The sequence below is a fragment of the Shinella sp. R2-11 genome (assembly GCF_055330205.1).
Window position 1 is genome coordinate 414,840 of the sequence record NZ_JBVAPC010000003.1, and the last position, 22,285, is coordinate 437,124.

Consider the following 22,285-nt stretch of genomic DNA (forward strand, 5'->3'; position numbering starts at 1 on the left):
GTCAGAGATCGGTCAGCGTGCCGAGCGCGCGCTCGGCCGCAAAGGCGACCGTCTCCGACAGGGTTGGATGGGCGTGGACCGTCAGCGCGACGTCCTCCAGCCGCGCACCCATCTCGATTGCCAGCGTCAGCTCCGCCAGGAGCTCGCCGGCATTGGTTCCGACCAGCGTCGCGCCGAGCAGGCGGTTGCTCTCCTCGCAATAGACGAGCCGCGTCAGCCCGGCGCCACCCCCCGAGGTGAGGTTCCGGCCGCTCGCCTGCCAGGGAAAGCTTGCCGCCCTTGCCTTCACGCCCGCCGCCCTGGCCTGATCGAGGCTCTGGCCGATCCAGGCGAGCTCCGGCCGGGTATAGGCGACCGAGGGGATGAGGGCGGAAAGCGGCGCGGAATGATGCCCCGAGGCAAGCTCGGCGGCGATCTTGCCCTGATGCGTCGCCCGGTGGGCGAGCATCGGCCCGCCGGTGACGTCGCCGATCGCGTAGATGTTCGCCTTGCCGGTGCGGCCGTAGGGATCGGCGTCCAGCGTCCCGTCCGCCCTCGCCTCCAGTCCCGCCTTGGCAAGGTCGAGCGCGCCGGCATCCGCCCGGCGCCCGACGGCCTGTATGACGGCATCGGCCTCGACATGCTCCTCCACCGCGCCCGAAAGCTCTAGGTCGACGGTTTCCTTGCCCGGCGTTATCGCCTTGACGCGCGTCCCGGTCAGGATCCGGCAGCCCGAGGCCTCCAGTGACGCCCGCAGGATCGCGGCGGCCTCGCCATCGGCGCCGGGAACGATCTGCGGGCTGAGCTCGACGACCGTCACGGCCGAGCCCAGCGCGGCATAGACCGTCGCCATTTCCAGCCCGATGATGCCGCCCCCGACGACGGCCAGCCGGGCCGGAACGCTGCGCAGCTTAAGCGCGGCCGTGCTGTCCCAGATTCTCGAATCTTCCGGCCAGCCGGGCAGGCGTACCGGCGCGGAGCCGGTGGCGATGACGCAATCCGCAAACTGCAGTTCCTCGTCGCCGACGATGACGCGCTCCGGCCCGCCGAAGCGGGCAAAACCCTGGATCACCTCGACCTTGCGGCGGCGCGCCAGGCCGGCAAGACCGCCCGTGAGGGTGGCGACGATCCCGTCCTTTCGCGCCCGCAGCTTTTCAAGATCGATCGGCGGCCGCTCTTCCACGGCGATGCCCCAGTCCTTCGCCTCGCTCATCTCGTGCAGGATGGCCGCGGCGTGCAGCAGCGCCTTCGACGGGATGCAGCCCTCATTGAGGCAGACGCCGCCGAGCGTCGCCCGGGCATCGACCAGCACGACCTTTCGGCCGAGATCGGCGGCGCGGAAGGCAGCGGCATAGCCGCCCGGCCCCGCCCCGATCACCAGAAAATCGACTTTCCGTGTCATGCGGTCCTCACAGCAGCAGGCGGCGCGGATCGGCGATCAGCCGCGCGTAGAACGACAGGAAGCGCGCCGCATCGGCCCCGTTGATCGCGCGATGGTCGTAGGAGAGGTCGAGCGGGACGGTCAGGCGCGGCTCGAAAGCCTCGCCGTTCCAGTGCGGCCGCATCTGCGCGCGCGTGATGCCGAGGATCGCCACTTCCGGCGGGTTGACGATCGGCGTGAAGGCGCTGCCGCCGATGCCGCCGAGACTGGAAATGGACATGGACGCGCCGCCCATCTCGTCCGGCCGGATTTTTCGCGCCTGCGCGCGGGCGGCAAGGTCGGCGATCTCCGCCGCGACCGCAAGGAGACCCTTGCGGTCGGCATCGCGGATGACCGGGACCATCAGGCCGTTCGGCGTATCGACGGCGACGCCGATATGCACATAGTCCTTCAGGACGAGCGCCGTGCCGTCCGCCGTGAGCGACGCATTGAAGCGCGGAAAGGCCTTCAGGCACGCGGCAAGCGCCAGCACATGGAAGGCGAGCGCCGTCAGCTTCACGCCCTTTTCTGCGGCATCGGCCCGAAGCCCGGCCCGGAGCGCCTCGACGGCATCCATCTCGGCCTCGTCGTGATGGGTCACGGCCGGGATAAGGCGCTGCGCCACCGACAGGTTGGCCGCGCCGAGCTGCATCAGCTTCGACAGCGGCTCGTGGCGAACCGGCCCCCACTGGCCATGGTCCACCGCCCAGGGATCGGCCATATTCACTGCGGCGGGCGCCGCCCCTGAAAGCTTTCGCTCGACATCCTCGCGCGCGAGGTTCGTCCGCCCTGTCTCGGCCGCGAGCGCCGACAGATCGACGCCCTTTTGCGCGGCGTAGGCGCGGGTTGCGGGACTTGCCACGAAATCGACCATCGTTCCCTCACCAGCTCGCCGAGATATATTGGGTCTCCATGAATTCGAGCATGCCCTCATGCCCGCCTTCACGCCCGAGCCCGGACTGCTTCATGCCCCCGAAGGGCGCGGCCGGATCGGAAACGAGCCCGCGATTGAGGCCGATCATGCCGAAATCGAGCTGCTCGCTGACCCGCAAGCCCCGCGCCATGTCGCGCGTGAAAACATAAGCCACGAGGCCGTATTCCGTGTCGTTGGCGCGGCGGATGACCTCGCCCTCCTCGCGGAACGTCTGGATGGCGGCGACGGGGCCGAAGATCTCGTCGCCGACGCAGGCCGCGTTCCCGGGCACGCCGGTCAGCACCGTCGGCGGATAGAAGAAGCCCTTGCCTTCCGGCGCTTTCCCGCCGAGGCGGACCTTCGCGCCCTTCGCCACGGCATCGGCGACGAAGGCGGCCACCTTGTCGCGCGTATCGGCATTGACGAGCGGGCCGACATCGACGCCGTCCTCGATACCGTTGCCGACCTTCAGCGCGGCCATGCGGGCGGTGAAGCGGTCGACGAAGGTTTCCGCGACATCCTCATGGACATAGAAGCGGTTGGCCGCCGTGCAGGCTTCGCCGAGATTGCGCATCTTGGCGAGCATCGCGCCCTCGACGGCAACATCGATATCGGCATCCTCGAAAACGATGACCGGGGCATTGCCGCCAAGCTCCATCGCGGGCTTGAGCACCTGTTCGGCCGCCGAATGGAGAAGCTTGCGCCCGACGGCGGTGGAACCGGTGAAGGAGACGACGCGCACGCGCGGATCGCGCAGCATCGCATCGACCACCGCGCCGGACGAGCGCGAAGGCAGGACGTTGACGACGCCCGGCGGCACGCCCGCCTCCTCCAGGAGCGGCATCAGGGCGAGCATGGTGAGCGGCGTTTCCGAGGCCGGCTTGATAACGACGGAGCAACCCGCGGCGAGCGCAGGCGCGATCTTGCGCGTTCCCATCGCGGCCGGATAGTTCCATGGCGTGACGAGCACCGCGACGCCGGCGGGCCGCTGCTGCACCAGGATGCGCGCGCCCGAGGCCGGCGCACGGGCAAGCAACCCCTCGCCGCGCACGGCCTCTTCCGAAAACCAGCGGAAGAATTCCGCCGCATAGGCGGCCTCGCCCATGGCGTCGGCACGCGCCTTGCCGTTTTCCAGCGTGATCAGCCGGGCGAAATCCTCGAGCCGCGCCGTCATCAGCTCGAAGGCCTTGCGCAGGATCTCGGCGCGGGCGCGCGGCGTCTTCGCCGCCCAGCCCTTCATCGCCTCCGCAGCGGCATCGACGACCGCCCTGGCATCCTCCACCGTCCCGGAGGCGACCGAGGCGAGCACGGTCTCGTCGGCAGGGTTCAGCACGTCGAAGCGGGCGCCATCCGAGGCGGCGCGCCATTGGCCGTTGATATAGAGTTCGGTCTGGAACATCTTGGGGTTCCTCCTAGAGAAGCAGGCGCATCGGGTTTTCCACCCGCGCCGCGAAGGCGTCGATCAGGGCGAAGGCATCGTCCGTTCCCAAACGGTCGCCCGTGAAGGTGAGCGTCACGGAAAGCCGGTCCTCGTCGTCGGCAAGGGTCAGCACCGGTGCGAGATCGGCAGCCAGCCTTGCCCGGCCGATACGGCTTCCCCTCAGGTCGCGCAGGATGAGGTCGGGCTCGGCCTGCTCGTCGTCCCGCGCGGCAAGCCCGCCGAGCGACGGGCGGGCGCCGATGTCGTAGACATGCGCCGCATGGCGGTGCTCGACGCGGATCGTCGCCCGCCGGCCGAGCGCGGAGCCGGCAAGCGCCGCCAGCAGCGCTGGGGCCGAGACCCCGGCTTCCCGTTCGGCCCAGTCGGCGAATTGCCGGAGAGCATCCGCCGGAAGGGTGGCAAGGATCTCGTTCAGCGCGGCGCCTGCGGCCTGCGTCGCAGGAACGGCGACATAGCGGTCGAGATCGGCGACGTGGAGGGGTTCGGCGATGCCCTGGCCGACCAGGCGGCGAAGATCGACGCCGCGCTCGTCCGCCAGCCGGCGCGCCTTGGGAGAGGCCAATACCTTGCCCGCCCGGGCCGGCTGTGCGGGCACCTTGCGCACCGGTTCGGGCGGAGCGGCCGCGACAGCCGCGGGGGCCGGCGCTTCCGCCGCCACGGCGGGCGCCGGCTCCGGCTTTTTCGCCGAAACCACCGCATCCGCGCTCGCGCCGATGCGGGCGATCACCTCCCCGACCGGGACATCGGCACCGGCAGGATGCAGGATCTCGATCAGGAAGCCGGAGGCGAGCGCCTGGACCTCCATCACCGCCTTGTCGGTCTCCACCTCCATCAGCGGATCGCCTTCGGCCACCGCGTCACCGGCGGCCTTCAGCCAGTTGACGATCACGCCGGAGGTCTGGGCCATGCCTAGCGCCGGCATGATGACATCGTTCGCCATGGTCAGATCTCCCCGCGCACGAGCGCCCGCGCCCGCGCGGCCACGCCGTCCGGCGTCGGCACCGTCAGGTCCTCCAGCGCCGGCGAGAAGGGAACCGGGACATCCATGGCGCCCATGCGCTGCACCGGCGCGTCGAGATGGTAGAAGGCCTTGTCCGCGATGCGGCTGGCGATCTCGGCGGTGACGCCGTAGCTCTGGTGCCCCTCGTCGATGACGACGACCCGCCCGGTCTTGCGCGCGGAGGCGAGCAGCGTCTCCTCGTCGAGCGGCACGATCGTGCGCGGGTCGATGACCTCGGCCGAAATCCCCTCGGCCGCGAGCATGTCGGCCGCCTTTTCGGCGACCTGCACCATGGAGGACGTGGCGATGAGCGTCACGTCGCGCCCCTCGCGCTTCACGTTGGCGACACCGAAGGGGATGAGATATTCCTCCTCGGGCACGCCGGCCTTTTCCTGGTACATCAGCTTGTCTTCGAAGATGACGACCGGATTGTCGTCGCGGATCGCCGTCTTCAGGAGGCCCTTCGCCTCGTAGGCCGAGGACGGCAGCGCGACCTTGAGGCCGGGAATATGCGCGACGAGCGCATGCAGCGACTGGCTGTGCTGGGCGGCCGAGCGGCGGGTCGCGCCGAGATTGGTGCGCAGCACGAGCGGCACCTTCAGCTTGCCGCCCGACATGTAATGCGTCTTGGCCGCCTGGTTGCAGAGCTGGTCCATGACGAGGAAGATGAAGTCGCCGAACATCAGGTCGACGATCGGGCGGCTGCCCGTCATCGCCGCGCCCACCGCCATGCCCATGAAGCCGGGTTCGGAAATGGGCGTGTCGATGATGCGGTCCGGGCCGAACTCCTCGACGAGGCCGGAGAGCACCTTGAAGGGCGTGCCGGCCTCGGCGACGTCCTCGCCGATCAGGAAGATCGAGGGATCGCGGCGCATCTCCTCGGCGATTGCCTCGTTGACGGCCTTGGAAAGGGTGATTTCACGCATTGCGGCCTCCTCAGGCGACGATCATGTCGGTGAAGACATGGCGTCCCACCTGCGAGGGTTCGGGGAAGGGCGCGGCCAGCGCATAGGCGACGGCGGCATCCGCGTCGGCCTTGACCTCCGCGTCGATGGCGGCGAGCTCGCCGGCGCTCGCAAGGCCCTCGGCGGTGAGCCACCGGCCGAAATTGACGATGGGGTCGCGCTCGTTCTTCCAGAGCGCCTCCTCTTCCTTGGAGCGGTAATAGTCGCGGTTGATGTCGCCGACGTGGTGGCCGTGGTAGCGGTAGGTGTCGAGCTGCACGAAGAACGGCCCCTCGCCCTTGCGGCAGCGCGCGACCAGCTTCTCGGCAAGCTCGTTCACCGCCAGCACGTCCTGGCCGTCGACCCTGAAGGATTCGATGCCGAAGGCTTCCGCCCGCGCGGTGAGCGAGCCGGCGGCGATCTCCGCGGTCTTGGTATATTCGCTGTAGCCATTGTTCTCGCAGGCGTAGATGACCGGCAGGTTCCAGAGCGCGGCCATGTTCATGACCTCGTACAGAAGGCCCTGCGCCGTCGCGCCGTCGCCGAAGAAACAGACCGTCACGTCCTTGCGCCCGAGGCGCTTGGCCGAGAGCGCAGCCCCCGTGGCGATGCCCATCGAGCCGCCGACGATGGCGTTGGCCCCGAGATTGCCGTTGGACTGGTCGGCGATGTGCATGGAGCCGCCCTTGCCGCCGCAATAGCCCTCGGCGCGGCCGAGAAGCTCGCAGAACATCTCCTTGAAATCGGCGCCCTTGGCCACGCAATGGCCGTGGCCGCGGTGGGTCGAGGTGATCTTGTCGTCGCGGGTCAGCGCCTCGCAGATGCCGACCGCCACCGCCTCCTGGCCCGAATACATATGCGTCAGGCCCGGCATCTTCGCGGAAAGGTACAGCGAATTGGCCTGGTCCTCGAAGGCGCGGATGCGCACCATCTGGCGGTACATCCGCAGATAGGCGTCGGAGTTGGTCTTCCTTTGTGTCATGGATCTCTTCCCGGTGATGGCCGCACCGGAGGCGGACGCTCCGGCGCGGCGGGATGTCAGTAGCGGTTGGCGATCGGCAGCTCTTCGGCGGGGAAGAGGCTGATGACCTCGCAGCCCTTGTCGGTCACGACGACCTCCTCCTCGATGCGCGCCGCCGAGTAGCCGTCCGCGGCCGGGCAGTAGGTCTCGAGCGCGAAGACCATGCCCGTCTCGATGACCATGGGATTTTCGAAGCTGACCGCGCGGCTGATGATCGGGCGCTCATGCAGCGCAAGGCCGAGGCCGTGGCCGAACTGCAGGCCGAAGGCGGCCAGCTCGTTCGGGAAGCCGAGGCTCTCGGCTGTCGGCCAGACCGCCGCCACCTTGTCGGTCGTGACGCCCGGCTTGATCATCGCGATGGAGGCGTCCAGCCATTCGCGCGCCTTCACATAGGCGTCGCGCTGCACCGGCGTCGCGCGGCCGATATTGAAGGTGCGGTAGTAGCAGGTGCGGTAGCCCTGGTAGCTCTGCAGGATATCGAAGAACGCCTGGTCACCCGGGCGGAACAGGCGGTCGGTGAAGTTGTGCGGATGCGGGTTGCAGCGCTCGCCGGCGATGGCGTTGATCGCCTCCACGTCGTCGGAGCCCATCTCGTAGAGCAGCTTGTTGGCCATGGCGACGATGTCGTTCTCGCGGATGCCCGGCTTCAGCTCCTCCCAGATCATGTGGTAGACGCCGTCGACCATGCTGGCCGCCTGCGTCAGGAGGTGGATCTCGTCGACATTCTTGATTTCACGGGCCGAGAGCATGACCTGCTGGCCGTCGACGACCTTGATGCCCGCCTCCTGCAAGGCGAAGAACATCGCCGTCTCGGCGTAGTCGACGCCGACCGGCATGTCGATCACGCCCGCGGTGCGCAGCAGCGAGGCGATCTCCTCCGCATAGTATTTCATCAGGCCGAAGGACGGCGGGATTGTGCCGCGCATGCCGACGACGCCGGCACGGCAATGGTCGGGGTTCAGCCAGTCGCAATATTGCCTGTGATGCACGGCCGCGGAGCCGAAATCCCAGACGAAGGGCTCCTCGTCGCCGGCGAGAAGCGCGAAGCGGCACATCTTGTCGCGCTCCCATTCCCCGATCTTCGTGCCGGTGATGTAGCGGATGTTGTTGACGTCGAAGGTCAGGAGCGCGCCGAGCCCGGATTTCTTCAGCGCGTCCTTGGCGCGGCTGAGGCGGTAGCGGCGCAGGCGGTCGTGATCGACGCGGCGCTCGAAATCGACGGCGGTGTGGCCGAGCGCCGGCAGATGCCGGTCCCAGCGCCAGTTCGGGTCGATGTCTCCGGGCTGGAGGATGCGGGGGTTGAGGGCGGTGGTGATGGCCATGGCTTTCTCCTTCGCGCAGCCGTCAGGGGCGCGCGTCATAGCGATAGGGATCGGGGGAACGGGTCGGCGGCGGCCGGTCACTGCATGATCATGCCGCCGTCGATCATGATGAGCTGGCCGGTCATGTAGTCGCTTTCGGGCGAGCACAGGAAGGCGGCCGTCCCGCGAACGTCGTCGGGGTAGCTGTAGCGCTTCATCAGGATCATCGTCTTTGCAAGGTGGTCCATCGACTGGCCCTCCTTCTCGAACATGCCGATCTTGACGAGGTCCTTGTCGAGCTGCTCCCACAGTTCCGTGCGCACGACGCCGGGGCCGTAGCCGTTGACGGTGATGTTGTGCTCGACGAGCGCCTTGGCGCCGCCATTGATGAGCGCGAGCGTCGCATGCTTGGAGGCCGAATAGGGCACGACGTCGAGGAAGGCCTGGCGCGAGACGATGGAGCCGACATTGACGATCTTGTAGGGCCCGTTCTCCTTGCCCTGCCTGATGAACTGCTTGGCCGCCTCCTGCATGCCGAGGAGCTGGCCCTTCGCGTTGATGTTCATGATCATGTCCCAGTTCTCCTCGGTGATATCGAGGAACATCAGGGGCTTGTTGATGCCGGCATTGAGGAGCGTCACGTTGATGGAGCCGAAGGCATCGACCGTGGCCGCGACCGCCTCGGCGTTGTCCGCGCGGCTGGTGACGTCGAGCTTGACGGCGATCGCCTTGCCGTTGCCGGCCTCGTTGATGCGCCGCGCCACGTCGTTCACGCCAGCGACATTGATGTCGCCGAGGCAGACATTGGCGCCCTGCGCGGCGAAATATTCGGCATTGCAGGCGCCCATGCCCTGTGCGGCGCCGGTGATCAGGATGTTCTTGCCCTTCAGGCGGTTCGGATCCATGACGTTCCTCCTCAATTCGTTGACGTCGTTTTCAAGAGCGCGTCGGCACGGGCCTGGGCGCGTTGCAAGGCGATGCGCGCCGGCTGGATGCCGCGCAGCATGTCGTGAAATTCCTCGCCGCAGATGCGGATGATCTCGGAGATCTTCGGGATGGGCGGGCGGGCCCAGAACTGCAGCTCCTCGCGCCAGGACATGGCGTCGACGGCCTCGAAGATCGGCGAGCGGCGGCGCACTTCCGGATCCGCGCCGACCGAATAGCGCGGCGCGGTGCGCGAGCCGTTGACCACGAAGAGCTTCTGGGCCTCGGCCGAGGTGAAGGCGATCAGCGCCTCGATGGCGTCCGCCCGCCGCTCGGCGGGAAGGTTGGCGGGAATGCCGAGCATGTATCCACCGACCGTCGCATGCGGCGCGACGCCGGGGCCGGCCGGATGCGGCAGGTAACCCGTCTGGCCATAGGCCGGCGAGCCCGGATCCAGCTCGAAATAGGGCGCGAGCGCGGTGTAGCCATAGGCCATGGCCACCTTGCCGGCCGCATAGGGACGGATGCGCTCGTACCAGGACATGGAGAGAATGTCGGGCGGCGAGAAGGCGAGCATCGCGCGCAGATACTCCGCGGCCTCCAGGCCCTTCGGCGTGTCGATCGTCGCGCGCAGGTCATCGCGAAGGCCGATATCGGCGTCGAAGCCATGGGCGAGCGGCGTCAGGTCCAGCACCGGCTGGCCGAAGTCGGCGCAGGCCATGATGAACGTGTGGCCGAGCGCCGTCCCGCGCGCCGCATTCCAGGCGATGCCGTAGCGCCCCTGGGACGGGCGGTGGAAGACCTCGGCGGCCTTCAGCACATCCTCGACGCTCGCCGGCGGCTCGAGGCCCGCCTCGGCGAAGAGGTCGCGCCGGTAGAACAGCAGTTCGGGCGTCGTCTGGCTCGGTACGCCATAGGGCCTGCCGCCCCAATGGGTCGCGCGCCAGCCGGCCGGGTGAAAGTCGTCCGGCTTCAGGCGCGCGATGTCCATGAGTTCGTCGAGCGGGGCGAGAATACCTTTTTCCGCGAACTCGCCGACCCAGGGAAGGTCGACGGCGATGATGTCGTAGCGGCTGGCCGGCCGCTCGGCATTGCGGATCGCCTCTTCGCGCAGCCGGTCGATGGAGAACGCCCGCTGGTTGATCTTCACCCCGACCATCTGCTCGAACTGGCGCTTGAGCTTGTCCATGACCATGAAGGTCGGGTCGCCATGCACGAGGATGCGCAGGCCGCCGGAAAGCGAGAGGGCCCGGTTCAAGACGAGCGGCGGACGGATCGTCGACGCCTGCTGGTGCGTGCTCTGGAAATAGTACGCGCTGCCATCGTCCTGCCCGGTGCCCATATATCGGGAGGCGAGCTGGCGGCTGCGGGCGATTAGATTGGTCATGGCGGAGACGAGCCGTTCGCTCGGATGGACCGAGAACGTGCGTCCCGACCTGCTCCGTTCGCGGTGCTCCAGAAGCCCGGCGCGCTCCATCTCCTTCAGCTTGCGAGACGCGGTCGCATAGGGCACGCCGGAAGCGGCGATGAGCGATGTCGGCGTGACGAGCTTGCCGTCGAGATGGTGCCGCAGGAGATGGCTCGCCATGTTGAGAAACGGGTTCGGTGCCTCCAGCTCGAACGTGCTGCCCAGCTCGGTCGAGAAGCTTTCCAGGAAATCCAGCCCGTCGCGCAGGCCCCGGTTGCTTTCCTCCATCATCTTCATCCTCGCACCGTAAGCCCCATCCCGCCCCCGGACAGGGCGGGTGCGAAGCGGAGACAGGGAAATGGGAACATGCTCGTTCACGGCTGGCTCACAGGGATGAAGTGGAAGGTGATGAAGACAGTTCTGACAGAAATCCGGGGAGCGCTGATCAGCAGATTTATCCAAAATGGATATCGAAACATCGCGTTTTGGATATTTTTGGAGAATGGCCATCCAAATCGGAAATCGGGAAAAACGGCCTGTCCCGCACTCCCGTCGGAAGCGCGGGAAACAGCAGGTTTCTTCGCGAAAACCGGGGCTAGAACTGCGGCCGCACGACCCGGCCGGTGGTGCGCGATTCCTCGCATGCCCGTGCGATGACGAGCGCGTTGCGCCCGTCGCGTTGCGTCGCGGACGGCGCGCGCCGCTCGCGCAGCGCCGAGACGAATTCGTCGAGTGCATGGGCGAAGCTCGCCTCGTAGCGTTCGAGGAAGAAGTGCTTCAGCGGCGACTGGCGGGCGAAGCCCTCGGCGGTGGTCCGCATGAGGTTGTCGTTGTGCTGGTTGGCCGTCTGCACCATGCCGCCCGAGCCGAATGCCTCGATGCGCTGGTCGAAGCCGTAGACGGCGCGGCGCGAATTGTTGATGTGGACCAGCACGCCCGAGGGCATCTTGAGGGTCGTCATCGCGGTATCGCAATCGCCCTCTGCGCCGATGGCGGGATCGACGAGGCAGGAGCCGGTGGCGTGGACTTCGACCGGCAACTCGCCCGTTATCCAGCAGGCAAGGTCGATATCGTGGATCGTGCTGTCGGCGAAATAGCCGCCGGACTGGCGGACATAGTCGATCGGCGGCGGCGCGGGATCGCGCGAGGTCAGCGACAGCATGTTGAGCGCGCCGACCTCTCCGGCCTCGACCGCCGCGCGAAGCGCAGCGACACCGGGATCGAAGCGCCGGTTGAACGAGAGCATGAAGGGCGTGCCGGTCTCCTCCAGCGCCGCCATGGCGCGGTCGACGCGGTCGATGGCGAGGTCGAGCGGCTTTTCGCACATGACGGCCCGCCCGGCGCGGGCGGCCTGCTCGATCAGCTCGACATGGGTGGAGGTCGGCGTGCAGATGATGACGGCATCGACCGCGGGATCGGACAGCGCCTGTTCCGCGCTTTCGACGACGGGCACGCCGAGCTCGTCGGCAAGCGGCTGCGCCAAGGCGCGGTCCGGGTTCATGATGCTGACAAGCCGCGCCCCGGCTGCCTTCGCCGCGTTGCGGGCATGGATGACGCCGATGCGGCCGGAGCCGAAAACGGAAATACCGATGGTCATGCTGTCTCCTCCAGAACAAGGGCCGCGCCCTTTTCGCCGATCATGATCGAGGCGGCGTTGGTGTTGCCGGTGACGATGCGCGGCATGATCGAGGCGTCGATCACGCGCAGCCCGCTGACGCCATGGACCCGCAGGCGCGGATCGACCACCGCGTCGGCACCGGTGCCCATGCGGCAGGTGCCGACGGGATGGAGCAGCGAAAGGCCGTTCTGCCTGCAATAGGCGATCATCTGGTCGTCGCTCTCGACATCGAGGCCGGGAGAGACCTCGCGGCGCACGAAACCGCGCATCGGGTCGGTCTGCGATATACGCCGGCCGAACCTCAGGCCCGAGAGCGCCGCGCGATGGTCCGCCTCGCTCTCGAAGAAGTTGAACTGGATGGAAGGGGCGTCGGTGCTCCGCGCCGAGCGGATGCGCACATGGCCGCGGCTGTCCGGCCGCATATGCTCGCACAGGATCGTGAAGCCGGAAAACGGGTGGGGCACCAGCTCCTCGTTGGTGCACCACGACATGAAGGTGACCATCATGTCGGGTGTGGGGATATCGGGCCCGGAATGGATGAAGGTATTGGAATAATTGCCGTTATCGGCGAAAGGCCCCTTGCGGGTCAGGAGATAGCGCAGGAACTGGACGCCGCCGCGCAGCCAGTTGTTGTAGAGATCGTTGACGGTCGTCGGCGAGGTGCTCTCGAATTCGAGGCCGATGCCGAAATGGTCCTGCAGGTTCTCGCCGACGCCGGGCAGGTCGTGCAGCACCTCGACACCATGCTCGCGCAGCAGGTGCGCCGGGCCAATGCCCGAAAGCTGAAGCAGTTGCGGCGAGGAAAAGGTGCCGCCGCACAGGATTACCTCGCGGCCCGCCCGGGCGCTGTGGCGGCCGGTGCGATCGGTCCAGGTGACGCCGACGGCCCGGCGGCCTTCGAAGTCCACCTTCTCGCAATGGGCGTGGAGCGCGACGGTGATATTGTCCATCGCGGGACCGCGCAGGTAGCCGCGCGCCGTCGACCAGCGGCGGCCCTTGCGGGTCGTCGTCTGGACATAGCCGGTGCCGAGCTGGGCCGCGCCGTTGAAATCGTCGTTGCGGGGCACGCCGAGCCGTTCGGAGGCGGCGTGGAACGCCTCTCCCAGCAGGTGCGGTCCCGGCAGGTCCGAAACGGATACGGGACCGCCCGTGCCGTGAAACACATTCGCGCCGCGCTGCTGGTCCTCGCAGGACTTGAAATAGGGAAGCACGCCGGACCATCCCCACCCGCTACAGCCGACCGCCTCCCAACTGTCGAAATCCTCCGGCTGGCCGCGCATGTAGATCATGCCGTTGATCGAGCCGGTGCCGCCGAGCACCTTGCCGCGCGGCTGGAAGAGCCGGCGATTGTTGAGATGGGGCTCGGGCTCGCTGTTGAAGCACCAGTTCACCTTCGGATTGGCATAGAGCTTGGCATAGCCGAGGGGAATGTGGATCCAGGGGCTGGTATCCTTGCCGCCCGCTTCCAGCAGCAGCACCCGCTTGCCGGCCTCGCCCAGGCGGCCGGCGACCGCGCATCCGGCGGAGCCGGCCCCCACGACGATGTAATCGTACTTCACGTCCGCTCGCTCCACCTTGTCCTCCGCACTGCCTCGCAAAGCCGCTCCTCGCCGGCCCGATGGTTCTGGATAGGCCGGCCGGCCGGCCGACTCGACGCCGCAGATATCCAAAATGGACATCCGGGGAATTCGCATCCTCCGCCCGCCGGGCTAAGACCGATGCAAATCGAACGGGAGGATCGAATGGACAGGCGAAAGGCGAGGATCGGCCTTATCGGGGCGGGTTTCATGGGGCGCTGCCACGCAAATGCGTTCCGTTCGGTGGGCGGGCTGTTCGATCTTCCGGTCGAGCCCGTGCCGCACATGCTGAGCGACATTTCCGAGGAGAGCGCGATCCGCAACGCGGCCCTGCTCGGTTATAAAAAGGCGACGGGAGACTGGCGCACGCTGGTCGCCGACCCCGAGGTCGATATCGTCGCCGTGACCGCACCGAACGTGCTGCACGAGCCGATCGTGCTGGCGGCGATTGCGGCGGGAAAGGCGGTCTATTGCGAGAAGCCGCTCTCCACCACCGCCGAGAGCGGCTGGCGGATGACGGAGGCGGCGGAGAAGGCCGGCACCCTGACGCTGGTCGGCTTCAACTTCCTGCGCAATCCGATGATCAAGCTGGCGCAGGAGATCGTACGGTCGGGTGAGCTGGGGGAGATCACCGGCTTCCGCGGGCGCCATGCGGAGAACTACATGTGCGACCCCGACACGCCGCACAGCTTCCGCACCGATCCCGAGGGCGGCGGCGCCCTTGCCGATATCGGCAGCCACATCCTGTCCATGGCGCGCTACCTGCTCGGGCCGATCACGGCCGTCGCCGGCCAGAGTCGCACCATTCACAGGACGCGGCCCGTAAAGGCCGGAAGCCTCGACCGCACGCCCGTCGTGGTGGACGACATGACCCATGCGCTGCTCCGCTTCGAGAACGGCGCGGAGGGAAGCATCGAGGCCAACTGGGCGGCAACGGGCCGCACGATGGACCTGAGCTGGGAGATCACCGGCACCAAAGGCGCGCTCGGCTTCAGCCAGGAGCGCATGAACGAACTGCTGATCCATCATGCCGGCGGGCCGGGCCGCAGCGGCTTCACGAAGATCGAGGCAGGCCCGGCGCATCCCCCCTACGGCGCATTCTGCCCCGCCGCCGGCCACCATCTCGGCTTCAACGACCTGAAGGTCATCGAGGTCGCGGAGCTGCTGGCGGCATGGGCGTCAGGCGGCAAATGCGTCACGGATTTCCGCGAGGCCTGGCAGGTGCAGCGCTGCGTCGAGGCGATCCAGCAATCGGCACGGAGCGGCCGGTCGGTCGACATCCATTGAAACGGCGGGGGCGGAGGATGCGATCACCGCCTCCGGCCCTGCATCTCCCTTTCCACGCGCTCCTGCGCGCGGCGCAGGGCCTCGCGCGGGGAAATCGCGCCGCGCAGCATGTCGTGGATCTCCTCGCCGCAGATCGTGATGATGCTCGCGATCTCGGGGATCGGCGGGCGCGGCCAGAACTGAAGCTCGTCCCGCCAGGACATGGCATCCACCGCCTCGAAGATCGGGGAGAGGCGCCGGACATCGGGGTCCGCGCCGACCGAATAGCGCGGCGCGGTGCGGCTGCCATTGGTGATGTAGAGCTTCTGGGCCTCCGGCGAGGTGAAGGCCACCAGCGCCTGCGTCGCGGCCGACATTCTCTCTTCCGAAAGATTGCTGGGGATGCACAGCACATAGCCGCCGATAGGGGCGACCGGCGCGCCGCCGGTGCCCGTCGGATGGGGCAGATAGGCCGTGTTCCCGAAGGCCGGCGATTTCGGGTCGAGCTCGAAATAGGGCGCGAGCAGCGTGTAGCCATAGGCCATGGCGACCTCGCCTGCGGCATAGGGCCGGATGCGCTCGTACCACGACATGGAGAGGATATAGGGCGGCGAATATTGCAGAAGCGCCATCAGGTATTCCGCCGCCTCGAGGGCACGGGGCGTATCGATCGTCGGAACGAGATCGTCCCGGTGGAGGTTGCCCGTGTCGAAGCCGCCATGCACCGCGCGCAGGTTCAGGAGCGGCTGGCCGAAATCCGCGCAGGCCATCATGAACGTATGCCCGAGCGCCGTTCCGCGCGCGGCGTTCCAGGCGATGCCGTAGCGGCCAAGCGCCGGCGCATGCAGCGCCTTGGCGGCGGCCAGCACGCCCGCCGTGGTCGTCGGCGGTTCGAGGCCGGCCTGGGCGAAGAGATCGCGCCGATAGAACAGGAGCTCCGGCGTCGTCTGGCTCGGAACGCCGTAGGGCCGCCCGCCCCAATGGGCGGCCTGCCATCCCGCCGTATGAAAATCGCCGGGATCGAGCAGGTCGATATCCATAATGGTATCCAGCGGCAGGATGACGTTCTTCGATGCGAGCTCGCCGATCCACGGCAGGTCCACGGCGACGATGTCGTAGCGGCTGGTGCGCCGCTCGGCGTTCTTCAGCACCTCCTCGTGCAGGCGGTCGATGGAAAAGGCCCGCTGGTGGATCTTCGTGCCGACGATCTGCTCGAACTGGCGCTTGAGGTTCTCCATGACCATGAAGGTCGGGTCGCCATGGACGAGCACGCGGATGCCGCCGGGCACGGAAAGCGGCTCGGACAGGACCTTCGGCGGCGGGATCGAATGGCTCTGCAGATAGGTGCCGCCGAAATAGTAGTCGGACGCCCCCCTGTCGCCCGCCGACGCGCCGTAGCGTTGCGCGGCGATGCGCTGCAAGCGCTCGCCGAGGACGCCCCAGCTCGCGATCAACCGCGCGCTCGGATGCAGGGAAAAGCTCTTGCCGGTGCGCGTGCGGGAACGCTGCTCGACGAGCCCCGCCTCCTGCATGTCCGCAAGCTTGCGCATGCCCGTCGCATAGGCGACGCCGGATTCCGCTACGAGCGACGACGCCGTCACGGACCTTCCCTCCAGATGCGTCCGCATGAGATGAAGCGCCATCGAAAGATACGGATCGTGGGTGGTCAGATCGAGCACGGAGCCGAGCTCGGAAACGAATGCCTCCATGAAATCCACGGTCTCGAGCAGTTCGGCCGACTTCTGTCTTGTCATGGTGGCGGACAGCCCACTCCTGCTGCGTTCGAAACGATCGTGCGTCGCCGCACGCGCCAAACGGTCCGCAAGCCTGCGCGGCGCACCGGGCGAACCGGCTTCGGATCGTTTGGCCATCTTCACCTCGTGCTATCCGACTTCATATTCCTGTGTATCACGCAAAACATCCATTTTGGACTATTTTTTATCAGATATGGATATATCAGTCGTGGCCCACGGGGCCGGTTTGCAGGATTTGTTTTGCCGGGCCGAGACACCGGCCGGGGATCGCAAGGAGGAAACTGCGGACCTTGCCGGTATCACGCCAACAAACGGGAGGAATCGACATGAACAGGAAATTCAAGCAGCTTGCCGGCAGCGTCAGCATCGCCTTCGCCCTCATGGGCGGCCATGCGGCCTTCGCCGACACGATCAAGATCGGCATCACCCAGAACAATGTGGGCGTCGACAGCTACCAGACGACCTATGAGAAGGCCTTCAAGGAAGCGGCCGCGGCGGAGAGCGGCGTGGAAACCGTGGTGCTCGACGCGGGCGGCGACGTCGCCCGCCAGATCGCCCAGGTGCAGGACCTGATCCAGCAGAAGGTCAATGCCATCATCATCTGGCCGACCAACGGCAAGGCCGTCGTGCCCGCCGTGCGCAAGGCCCAGGCCGCCGGCATCCCGGTCATCGTGACGAATTCCAACATCGCTCCGGAAGGCGCCGAGTTCATCGCCTCCTTCTCCGGCCCCAACAATATCCAGCAGGGCGCCTCGGCGGCCGAATTGATGTGCGAGGCGCTCGGCAACAAGGGCCAGATCGTGCAGATCTCCGGCCAGCCGGGCTATACGACCGCCATCGAGCGCCAGAAGGGTTTCGAGGATCGCCTCACCGAAGCCTGCCCTGACGTCAAGATCCTGGAGACCCAGCCGGGCGACTGGAACCGCGAGAAGTCGCAGCGCGTCATGGAGGCCTTCCTCGTCAAGTACGACAAGATCGACGGCGTCTATTCCGGCGACGACAACATGGGCGTCGGCGCGCTGAACGCCGCCAAGGCCGCCGGCCGCGCCGACAAGATCGCCTTCGTGGGCGCGACGAACTTCGCCGTCGGCTACGAGGCCATGGAGCGCGGCGAATATTACGGCTCGATCTACCAGTCGCCGGTCGACGACGCCAAGAACGCCCTCAAGACGGCGATCGCCGTCGTCAAGGGCGAGAAGGTCCCTGCCCTCAACTACTTCGAAACGCCGAAGATCACCAAGGCGAACATGAAGGACTTCACCAAGCCGGTCTTCTGAGACGTCCTCCCGGGACCGCGCGGGCCTCCCAGGCGGGGCCCGCGCATTCATGCATATGGAGTAATCGATGGGACGTGTTTCCGGACTTTCCTGCCTCGTGACGGGCGCGGCGCGCGGGATCGGCCGCGCGATCGGCGAGGCGCTGCTCGACGAGGGCGCCAATGTCTGTTTCGCCGATGTCAACGGAGCGCTGGCCGCCGAGGTCGCGGCGGCGAACGAGGCGCGCGCGGAAGCGGCCGGCGGGCGCGCAATGGCGCATGCGGTCGACGTCACGAGGCGCGAGGACATGCGCCGGCTCGTCAAGGCCGTCGCCGACAATTTCGGCCGGCTCGACGTCTGCTTCAACAATGCCGGCGTCAACAAGCCGATGAACTTCCTCGACGTGACCGACGAGAACTGGCAGTTCATCATGAACGTCAACGCCATGGGCGTGCTGATCGGCATCCAGGAAGCCGCGCGCCAGATGATCGCGCAGGGCGGCGGCGGAAAGATCATCAACACCGCCTCGGTCGCGAGCCGCCAGGGCTTCGACAATGTCGCGCCCTATTGCGCCTCGAAATGGGCGGTCGTCTCCCTCACCCAGTCGGCAGCGCGCGCCCTCGCCCCGCACGACATCACCGTCACGGGCTTCGCCCCCGGCGTTGTGGCGACGGAAATGTGGGAGGAAGTGGACCGCGACCTCATGAATATCGGCGCGGCCGAACGGCCCGGGCAGGCCATGGCGGAATTCTCCGCCGAGATCCTTCGCGGGCGCGTCGCGCGGCCGAGCGACATAACCGGCACGACCACCTTCCTCGCCTCCCGCGAAAGCGACTACATGACGGGCCAGATCATCATGATCGACGGCGGGATGACACTGGTGTGACCATGCGCGCGCCTGCAACCGCCATCGACGTCAAAACGGGAGATAGACCGGCCATGGCGGAAGAACGCCTGAAGTCAGCAACGAGGATTCTCACGCAGCGGGGCATCCTCATCGCCTTCATCCTCTTCATGGTCGGCTTCTCGGTCGTCTCGGATCGCTTCATGACCCCGGACAACCTGCAGGCCGTCTTCCGTCAGGCCGCGATCATCGGCGTCATGGCGCTCGGCGTCACCCTCGTCGTGATCTGCGGAAACCTCGACCTTTCCGTCGGCTCGCTCCTGTCGCTCTCCACCGTGCTGGTCGTCGACCTGCACGACAAGATCGGCCCGATCAGTGCCATCGCCGTCACGCTCCTTGCCGCCCTTGCCGTCGGCGCCGTCAACGGCCTTTTGGTGGGCGTGGCCCGGCTCAATTCGCTGATCGTCACGCTCGGCATGCTCTCGGCGATCCAGGGCCTGACGCTCATCTATACCGGCGGACAGAACGTCGACATCCAGAACCAGGACACGACCTGGTTCGCCATCTTCGGCCGCGGCGCGATCCTCGGCGTGCCGACGCAGATCCTCATATTCGTCGTGCTCGCAGTCGTCATGCATGTCGTCCTCGCGCATACGCCCTTCGGCCGGCGCGTCTACGCCTCGGGCGGCAACCCGACGGCGGCGGTCTTTTCCGGCATACGCCGCGGCCGCGTCGTCCTCGCCACCTACATGATCTCCGCCTTCTGCACCGGCATCGCCGCCATCATCCTCGGCAGCCGCGTGATGGGCTCGCAGAACAATGTCGGCCAGGGCTACGAGCTCCTCGTGCTGTCCGCCGTCATCCTCGGCGGCACGTCCCTGCTCGGCGGTTCCGGCAGCATCGCGAAGACCGTGATCGGCGTGCTCATCCTCGGCTTTATCCAGAATGGCCTCCTGCTGCTCGGCTTTGCCTATTACGTGCAGTGGCTCGTCACCTGGGTCGTCATAATCCTGGCCGTCTGGCTCGACATCGCGGCCAAGCGCGGCCGCATGTTCTCACCCTTCGCCTGAGGAACGCGCCATGAACCGAACCCTCCGCTGGCTTTCGCGCAATCCGATCTGGGGCTTCATCCTGCTGATCTTCGTCTTCTTCAGCCTGGCGAACCCGTTCTTCTTCGATCTCCAGAATTTCGAGAACATCCTCGTCCAGACGTCGACGATCGGCCTCATCGCGCTCGGCATGACGCTGGTGATGATCAACGGCAATATCGATCTCAGCGTCGGCGGCATCGTGGCGCTTTCGGCAAGCCTCGTCGTGGATATCCAGGGCTGGGAGATCTTCGCGGGCTGGGGCGACTGGCAGCTCGTTCCCGCCGTCGCGGCGGCCCTTCTTGCCGGCGTGGCGCTCGGCGCGCTCAACGGCCTTATCGTCTGGTGGACCGGCGTCGACGCCTTCATCGTCACGCTCGGCGCAATGCTCGGCATCCGCGGCCTCGTCTTCGTCTACACGAAGGAACAGTCCTTCTACGCGGCGAACTTCGCCTTCTCGGATTTCGGCTCCAGCAATATCGGCCCCTTGCCGACGCTCGCCGTCGTCTTCCTCGTTTGCGCCCTCCTCGTCCACTGGCTGCTCTCGCAAACCGTCCATGGTCGCAACACCTATGCCGTCGGCGGCAATCGCCAGGCCGCCGTCAATGCCGGCATCCGCATCGGCCCGCACATGATGGTCAACTTCATCATCCTCGGCTTCCTCGCCGCCCTTGCCGGCATGACGCTGGCAAGCCAGATGGGCGCCTCGACGCCGACGCTCGGCCAGGACTACGAGCTCTGGGTCATCACCGCCGTGGTGCTCGGCGGCACGAAGCTGACGGGCGGGGCCGGCAACATCGTCGGCACGCTCGGCGGCGTGCTGGCCATCGGCATCCTGCGAAACGGCATGAACCTCATGCAGGTGCCGGCCTTCTACGTGCTCGTCATCCTCGGCGTCATCCTGATCGCCGTGCTGTTCCTCGATCGCCAGCTCAACCGCAAGGGACAAGAGGGGTATCGCCTGTGACCGACCGGCCCACACTCACCCTTTCCCATATCGGAAAGTCCTTCCCCGGCGTGCGCGCCATCGACGACGTCTCGCTCGATATCCATCCGGGCGAAGTGCATGCTCTACTAGGCGAGAACGGCGCCGGCAAGTCGACGCTGATGAAGATCCTCGCCGGCATGTACCAGCCGGACGAGGGCGAGATCACCCTCGACGGCGCGCGCGTCGTCATGCGCACGCCGCTCGAGGCCAAGGCGCTGGGCGTCGTGCTGATCCATCAGGAGCTCAGCCTCGTCAAGGAGCTCAGCGTCGCCGAGAACATCTATCTCGGCGACCTGCCCCGCCGCTCCCTCGGCCGTGTCGACTGGAAGACGCTCTATGCGCGCGTCGGCGACATCCTGAAACGGCTGAAATGCGGCTTTACGCCGGAGACCCGCGTCGGCGACCTTTCCATCGCCAACCAGCAGATGGTCGAGATCGCCCGCGTGCTCACCACGACGGCGCGCGTCGTCATCTTCGACGAACCGACCGCCTCGCTGACCGATGCCGAGAAGATCGTGCTGTTCGACATCATTCGCGACCTGAAAGCCGGAGGCGCCGCCATCATCTACATCTCGCACCGCATGGACGAGATATTCACCCTTTCCGACCGCATCACCGTGCTGCGCGACGGCAAGCATAGCGGCACGCTGGCAACCGCCGAGACGAACGAGGACGAGGTCACCCGACTGATGATCGGCCGCAGCCTGGACCTTACCCGCAGGATCGAGGCGAGCACGCCCGGCGAGGCCGTGCTCGACGTCCGCGGCCTTTCCTGCGGCAGGCTCTTCCAGGACGTTTCCTTCGCGGTGCATGCGGGCGAGGTCGTCGGCTTCTACGGCCTCATCGGCGCCGGCCGCAGCGAGATCGCCGAAACCCTCTTCGGCCTGCGCGCGCCGACCGCCGGCACGATCCGCTTCCGCGGCGAGCCCGTCTCGATCGCCTCGCCCGCGCACGCCATCTCGCTCGGCATCTCCCTCGTGCCGGAAAGCCGCAAGGAGCAGGGCCTCGTCCTGGAACTGAACTGCCGCGACAACATCACCCTCGCGACCATCGACGCCATGGCGAACGGCCCATTCCTCTCGGGCAGCCGCGAGGCGGCGGTCTTCGAGAAATACCGCGAGCGCCTTAGGATCAAGACGCCGGGCTGGCGCCAGGTCGTCGGGAATCTTTCGGGCGGCAACCAGCAGAAGATCGTCATCGGCAAGTGGCTCGCCACCCAGCCGAAATTGCTGATCCTCGACGAGCCGACGCGCGGCATCGACATCGGCTCCAAGGCCGAGATCCACGACCTCATCCGCGAGCTTGCCCGCTCGGGCTACGCCATCATCGTCATCTCCTCGGAAATGCCGGAAGTGCTGAAGGTCTCCGACCGCGTGATCGGCATGTACCACGGACGCCTGATGCGCGAATTCACCGCCGAGGAGGTGACGGAGGACAAGCTCGTGCAGGCGATATCCGGCATCGCTGAAAAGAAGGCGGCGTCGGCCTGACGGCCGCGAGGAGAAGCTTTTGATCGAAATGCGCGCCCTTCCGTTTTCCCGAC

Annotated in this window: 18 protein-coding genes; 6 read left to right on the forward strand and 12 right to left on the reverse strand. The window is 66.9% G+C overall.

Annotation, left to right across the window (positions count from 1 at the left end):
* Window position 1: 1 nt before the first annotated feature.
* From lpdA to ACZ1A1_RS10385, 11 genes are all read right to left on the reverse strand, one after another.
* Complete coding sequence (lpdA, locus tag ACZ1A1_RS10335; protein ID WP_463619846.1) at window positions 2-1,381, reverse strand: dihydrolipoyl dehydrogenase; 1,380 nt, start codon at window positions 1,379-1,381, stop codon at window positions 2-4.
* A 7-nt stretch (window positions 1,382-1,388) separates the two neighbouring features.
* Window positions 1,389-2,273 (reverse strand): 2-oxo acid dehydrogenase subunit E2, encoded by an 885-nt coding sequence (locus ACZ1A1_RS10340; protein WP_463619847.1) that lies wholly within the window; start codon window positions 2,271-2,273, stop codon window positions 1,389-1,391.
* A 7-nt stretch (window positions 2,274-2,280) separates the two neighbouring features.
* Window positions 2,281-3,711 (reverse strand): NAD-dependent succinate-semialdehyde dehydrogenase, encoded by a 1,431-nt coding sequence (locus ACZ1A1_RS10345; RefSeq protein WP_463619848.1) that lies wholly within the window; start codon window positions 3,709-3,711, stop codon window positions 2,281-2,283.
* A gap of 13 nt (window positions 3,712-3,724) precedes the next feature.
* Complete coding sequence (locus ACZ1A1_RS10350) at window positions 3,725-4,693, reverse strand: biotin/lipoyl-containing protein (RefSeq protein ID WP_463619849.1); 969 nt, start codon at window positions 4,691-4,693, stop codon at window positions 3,725-3,727.
* 2 nt (window positions 4,694-4,695) lie between these two features.
* Window positions 4,696-5,679, reverse strand: coding sequence for an alpha-ketoacid dehydrogenase subunit beta (locus tag ACZ1A1_RS10355; RefSeq protein ID WP_415212273.1), 984 nt, complete (start codon window positions 5,677-5,679; stop codon window positions 4,696-4,698).
* 10 nt (window positions 5,680-5,689) lie between these two features.
* Window positions 5,690-6,679, reverse strand: coding sequence for a thiamine pyrophosphate-dependent dehydrogenase E1 component subunit alpha (locus ACZ1A1_RS10360; RefSeq protein WP_463619850.1), 990 nt, complete (start codon window positions 6,677-6,679; stop codon window positions 5,690-5,692).
* 56 nt (window positions 6,680-6,735) lie between these two features.
* Window positions 6,736-8,034 carry a M24 family metallopeptidase gene (locus ACZ1A1_RS10365; protein WP_463620105.1) on the reverse strand — a complete coding sequence of 433 codons (1,299 nt, stop codon included), beginning with the start codon at window positions 8,032-8,034 and terminating at the stop codon, window positions 6,736-6,738.
* Between the two features lie 83 nt (window positions 8,035-8,117).
* Window positions 8,118-8,924: an SDR family NAD(P)-dependent oxidoreductase gene (locus ACZ1A1_RS10370; RefSeq protein ID WP_415212271.1), complete on the reverse strand. Its 807-nt coding sequence runs from the start codon at window positions 8,922-8,924 to the stop codon at window positions 8,118-8,120.
* Window positions 8,925-8,935: 11 nt separating this feature from the next.
* A complete protein-coding gene (locus ACZ1A1_RS10375; protein WP_463619851.1) occupies window positions 8,936-10,642 on the reverse strand; it encodes an extracellular solute-binding protein in 1,707 nt (568 codons plus the stop codon).
* Window positions 10,643-10,946: 304 nt separating this feature from the next.
* A complete protein-coding gene (gene iolG / locus ACZ1A1_RS10380) occupies window positions 10,947-11,948 on the reverse strand; it encodes an inositol 2-dehydrogenase (protein WP_463619852.1) in 1,002 nt (333 codons plus the stop codon).
* Window positions 11,945-13,528, reverse strand: coding sequence for a GMC family oxidoreductase (locus ACZ1A1_RS10385; protein ID WP_463619853.1), 1,584 nt, complete (start codon window positions 13,526-13,528; stop codon window positions 11,945-11,947). Before ACZ1A1_RS10385 ends, iolG begins: the two co-directional genes overlap by 4 nt.
* Before the next feature lie 183 nt (window positions 13,529-13,711).
* On the opposite strand from ACZ1A1_RS10385, the gene ACZ1A1_RS10390 reads away from it, so the two are divergent.
* Window positions 13,712-14,833, forward strand: a complete 1,122-nt coding sequence (locus ACZ1A1_RS10390) for a Gfo/Idh/MocA family protein (RefSeq protein WP_463619854.1) — start codon at window positions 13,712-13,714, stop codon at window positions 14,831-14,833.
* A 23-nt stretch (window positions 14,834-14,856) separates the two neighbouring features.
* Here ACZ1A1_RS10390 and ACZ1A1_RS10395 read toward each other — a convergent pair whose 3' ends face one another.
* Window positions 14,857-16,566: an ABC transporter substrate-binding protein gene (locus ACZ1A1_RS10395; protein ID WP_463619855.1), complete on the reverse strand. Its 1,710-nt coding sequence runs from the start codon at window positions 16,564-16,566 to the stop codon at window positions 14,857-14,859.
* 326 nt (window positions 16,567-16,892) lie between these two features.
* Between ACZ1A1_RS10395 and ACZ1A1_RS10400 the strand changes: the two genes are divergently transcribed.
* From ACZ1A1_RS10400 to ACZ1A1_RS10420, 5 genes are all read left to right on the forward strand, one after another.
* Window positions 16,893-17,843, forward strand: a complete 951-nt coding sequence (locus ACZ1A1_RS10400; protein WP_463619856.1) for a sugar ABC transporter substrate-binding protein — start codon at window positions 16,893-16,895, stop codon at window positions 17,841-17,843.
* Between the two features lie 67 nt (window positions 17,844-17,910).
* Window positions 17,911-18,708 carry an SDR family oxidoreductase gene (locus tag ACZ1A1_RS10405; RefSeq protein WP_415212264.1) on the forward strand — a complete coding sequence of 266 codons (798 nt, stop codon included), beginning with the start codon at window positions 17,911-17,913 and terminating at the stop codon, window positions 18,706-18,708.
* A gap of 53 nt (window positions 18,709-18,761) precedes the next feature.
* Window positions 18,762-19,736, forward strand: a complete 975-nt coding sequence (locus ACZ1A1_RS10410) for an ABC transporter permease (RefSeq protein WP_463619857.1) — start codon at window positions 18,762-18,764, stop codon at window positions 19,734-19,736.
* A 10-nt stretch (window positions 19,737-19,746) separates the two neighbouring features.
* On the forward strand, window positions 19,747-20,721 hold the full coding sequence (locus tag ACZ1A1_RS10415) for an ABC transporter permease (protein WP_463619858.1): 975 nt from the start codon (window positions 19,747-19,749) through the stop codon (window positions 20,719-20,721).
* Window positions 20,718-22,232: a sugar ABC transporter ATP-binding protein gene (locus ACZ1A1_RS10420; RefSeq protein ID WP_463619859.1), complete on the forward strand. Its 1,515-nt coding sequence runs from the start codon at window positions 20,718-20,720 to the stop codon at window positions 22,230-22,232. Before ACZ1A1_RS10415 ends, ACZ1A1_RS10420 begins: the two co-directional genes overlap by 4 nt.
* Window positions 22,233-22,285: the final 53 nt, after the last annotated feature.

Bases quoted from the DNA above. Each gene is read 5' to 3' on its own strand.
- lpdA (WP_463619846.1), bottom strand. From the start codon at position 1,381: ATGACACGGAAAGTCGATTTTCTGGTGATCGGGGCGGGGCCGGGCGGC.
- ACZ1A1_RS10340 (WP_463619847.1), bottom strand. From the start codon at position 2,273: ATGGTCGATTTCGTGGCAAGTCCCGCAACCCGCGCCTACGCCGCGCAA.
- ACZ1A1_RS10345 (WP_463619848.1), bottom strand. From the start codon at position 3,711: ATGTTCCAGACCGAACTCTATATCAACGGCCAATGGCGCGCCGCCTCG.
- ACZ1A1_RS10350 (WP_463619849.1), bottom strand. From the start codon at position 4,693: ATGGCGAACGATGTCATCATGCCGGCGCTAGGCATGGCCCAGACCTCC.
- ACZ1A1_RS10355 (WP_415212273.1), bottom strand. From the start codon at position 5,679: ATGCGTGAAATCACCCTTTCCAAGGCCGTCAACGAGGCAATCGCCGAG.
- ACZ1A1_RS10360 (WP_463619850.1), bottom strand. From the start codon at position 6,679: ATGACACAAAGGAAGACCAACTCCGACGCCTATCTGCGGATGTACCGC.
- ACZ1A1_RS10370 (WP_415212271.1), bottom strand. From the start codon at position 8,924: ATGGATCCGAACCGCCTGAAGGGCAAGAACATCCTGATCACCGGCGCC.
- ACZ1A1_RS10375 (WP_463619851.1), bottom strand. From the start codon at position 10,642: ATGATGGAGGAAAGCAACCGGGGCCTGCGCGACGGGCTGGATTTCCTG.
- iolG (WP_463619852.1), bottom strand. From the start codon at position 11,948: ATGACCATCGGTATTTCCGTTTTCGGCTCCGGCCGCATCGGCGTCATC.
- ACZ1A1_RS10390 (WP_463619854.1), top strand. From the start codon at position 13,712: ATGGACAGGCGAAAGGCGAGGATCGGCCTTATCGGGGCGGGTTTCATG.
- ACZ1A1_RS10395 (WP_463619855.1), bottom strand. From the start codon at position 16,566: ATGACAAGACAGAAGTCGGCCGAACTGCTCGAGACCGTGGATTTCATG.
- ACZ1A1_RS10400 (WP_463619856.1), top strand. From the start codon at position 16,893: ATGAACAGGAAATTCAAGCAGCTTGCCGGCAGCGTCAGCATCGCCTTC.
- ACZ1A1_RS10405 (WP_415212264.1), top strand. From the start codon at position 17,911: ATGGGACGTGTTTCCGGACTTTCCTGCCTCGTGACGGGCGCGGCGCGC.
- ACZ1A1_RS10410 (WP_463619857.1), top strand. From the start codon at position 18,762: ATGGCGGAAGAACGCCTGAAGTCAGCAACGAGGATTCTCACGCAGCGG.
- ACZ1A1_RS10415 (WP_463619858.1), top strand. From the start codon at position 19,747: ATGAACCGAACCCTCCGCTGGCTTTCGCGCAATCCGATCTGGGGCTTC.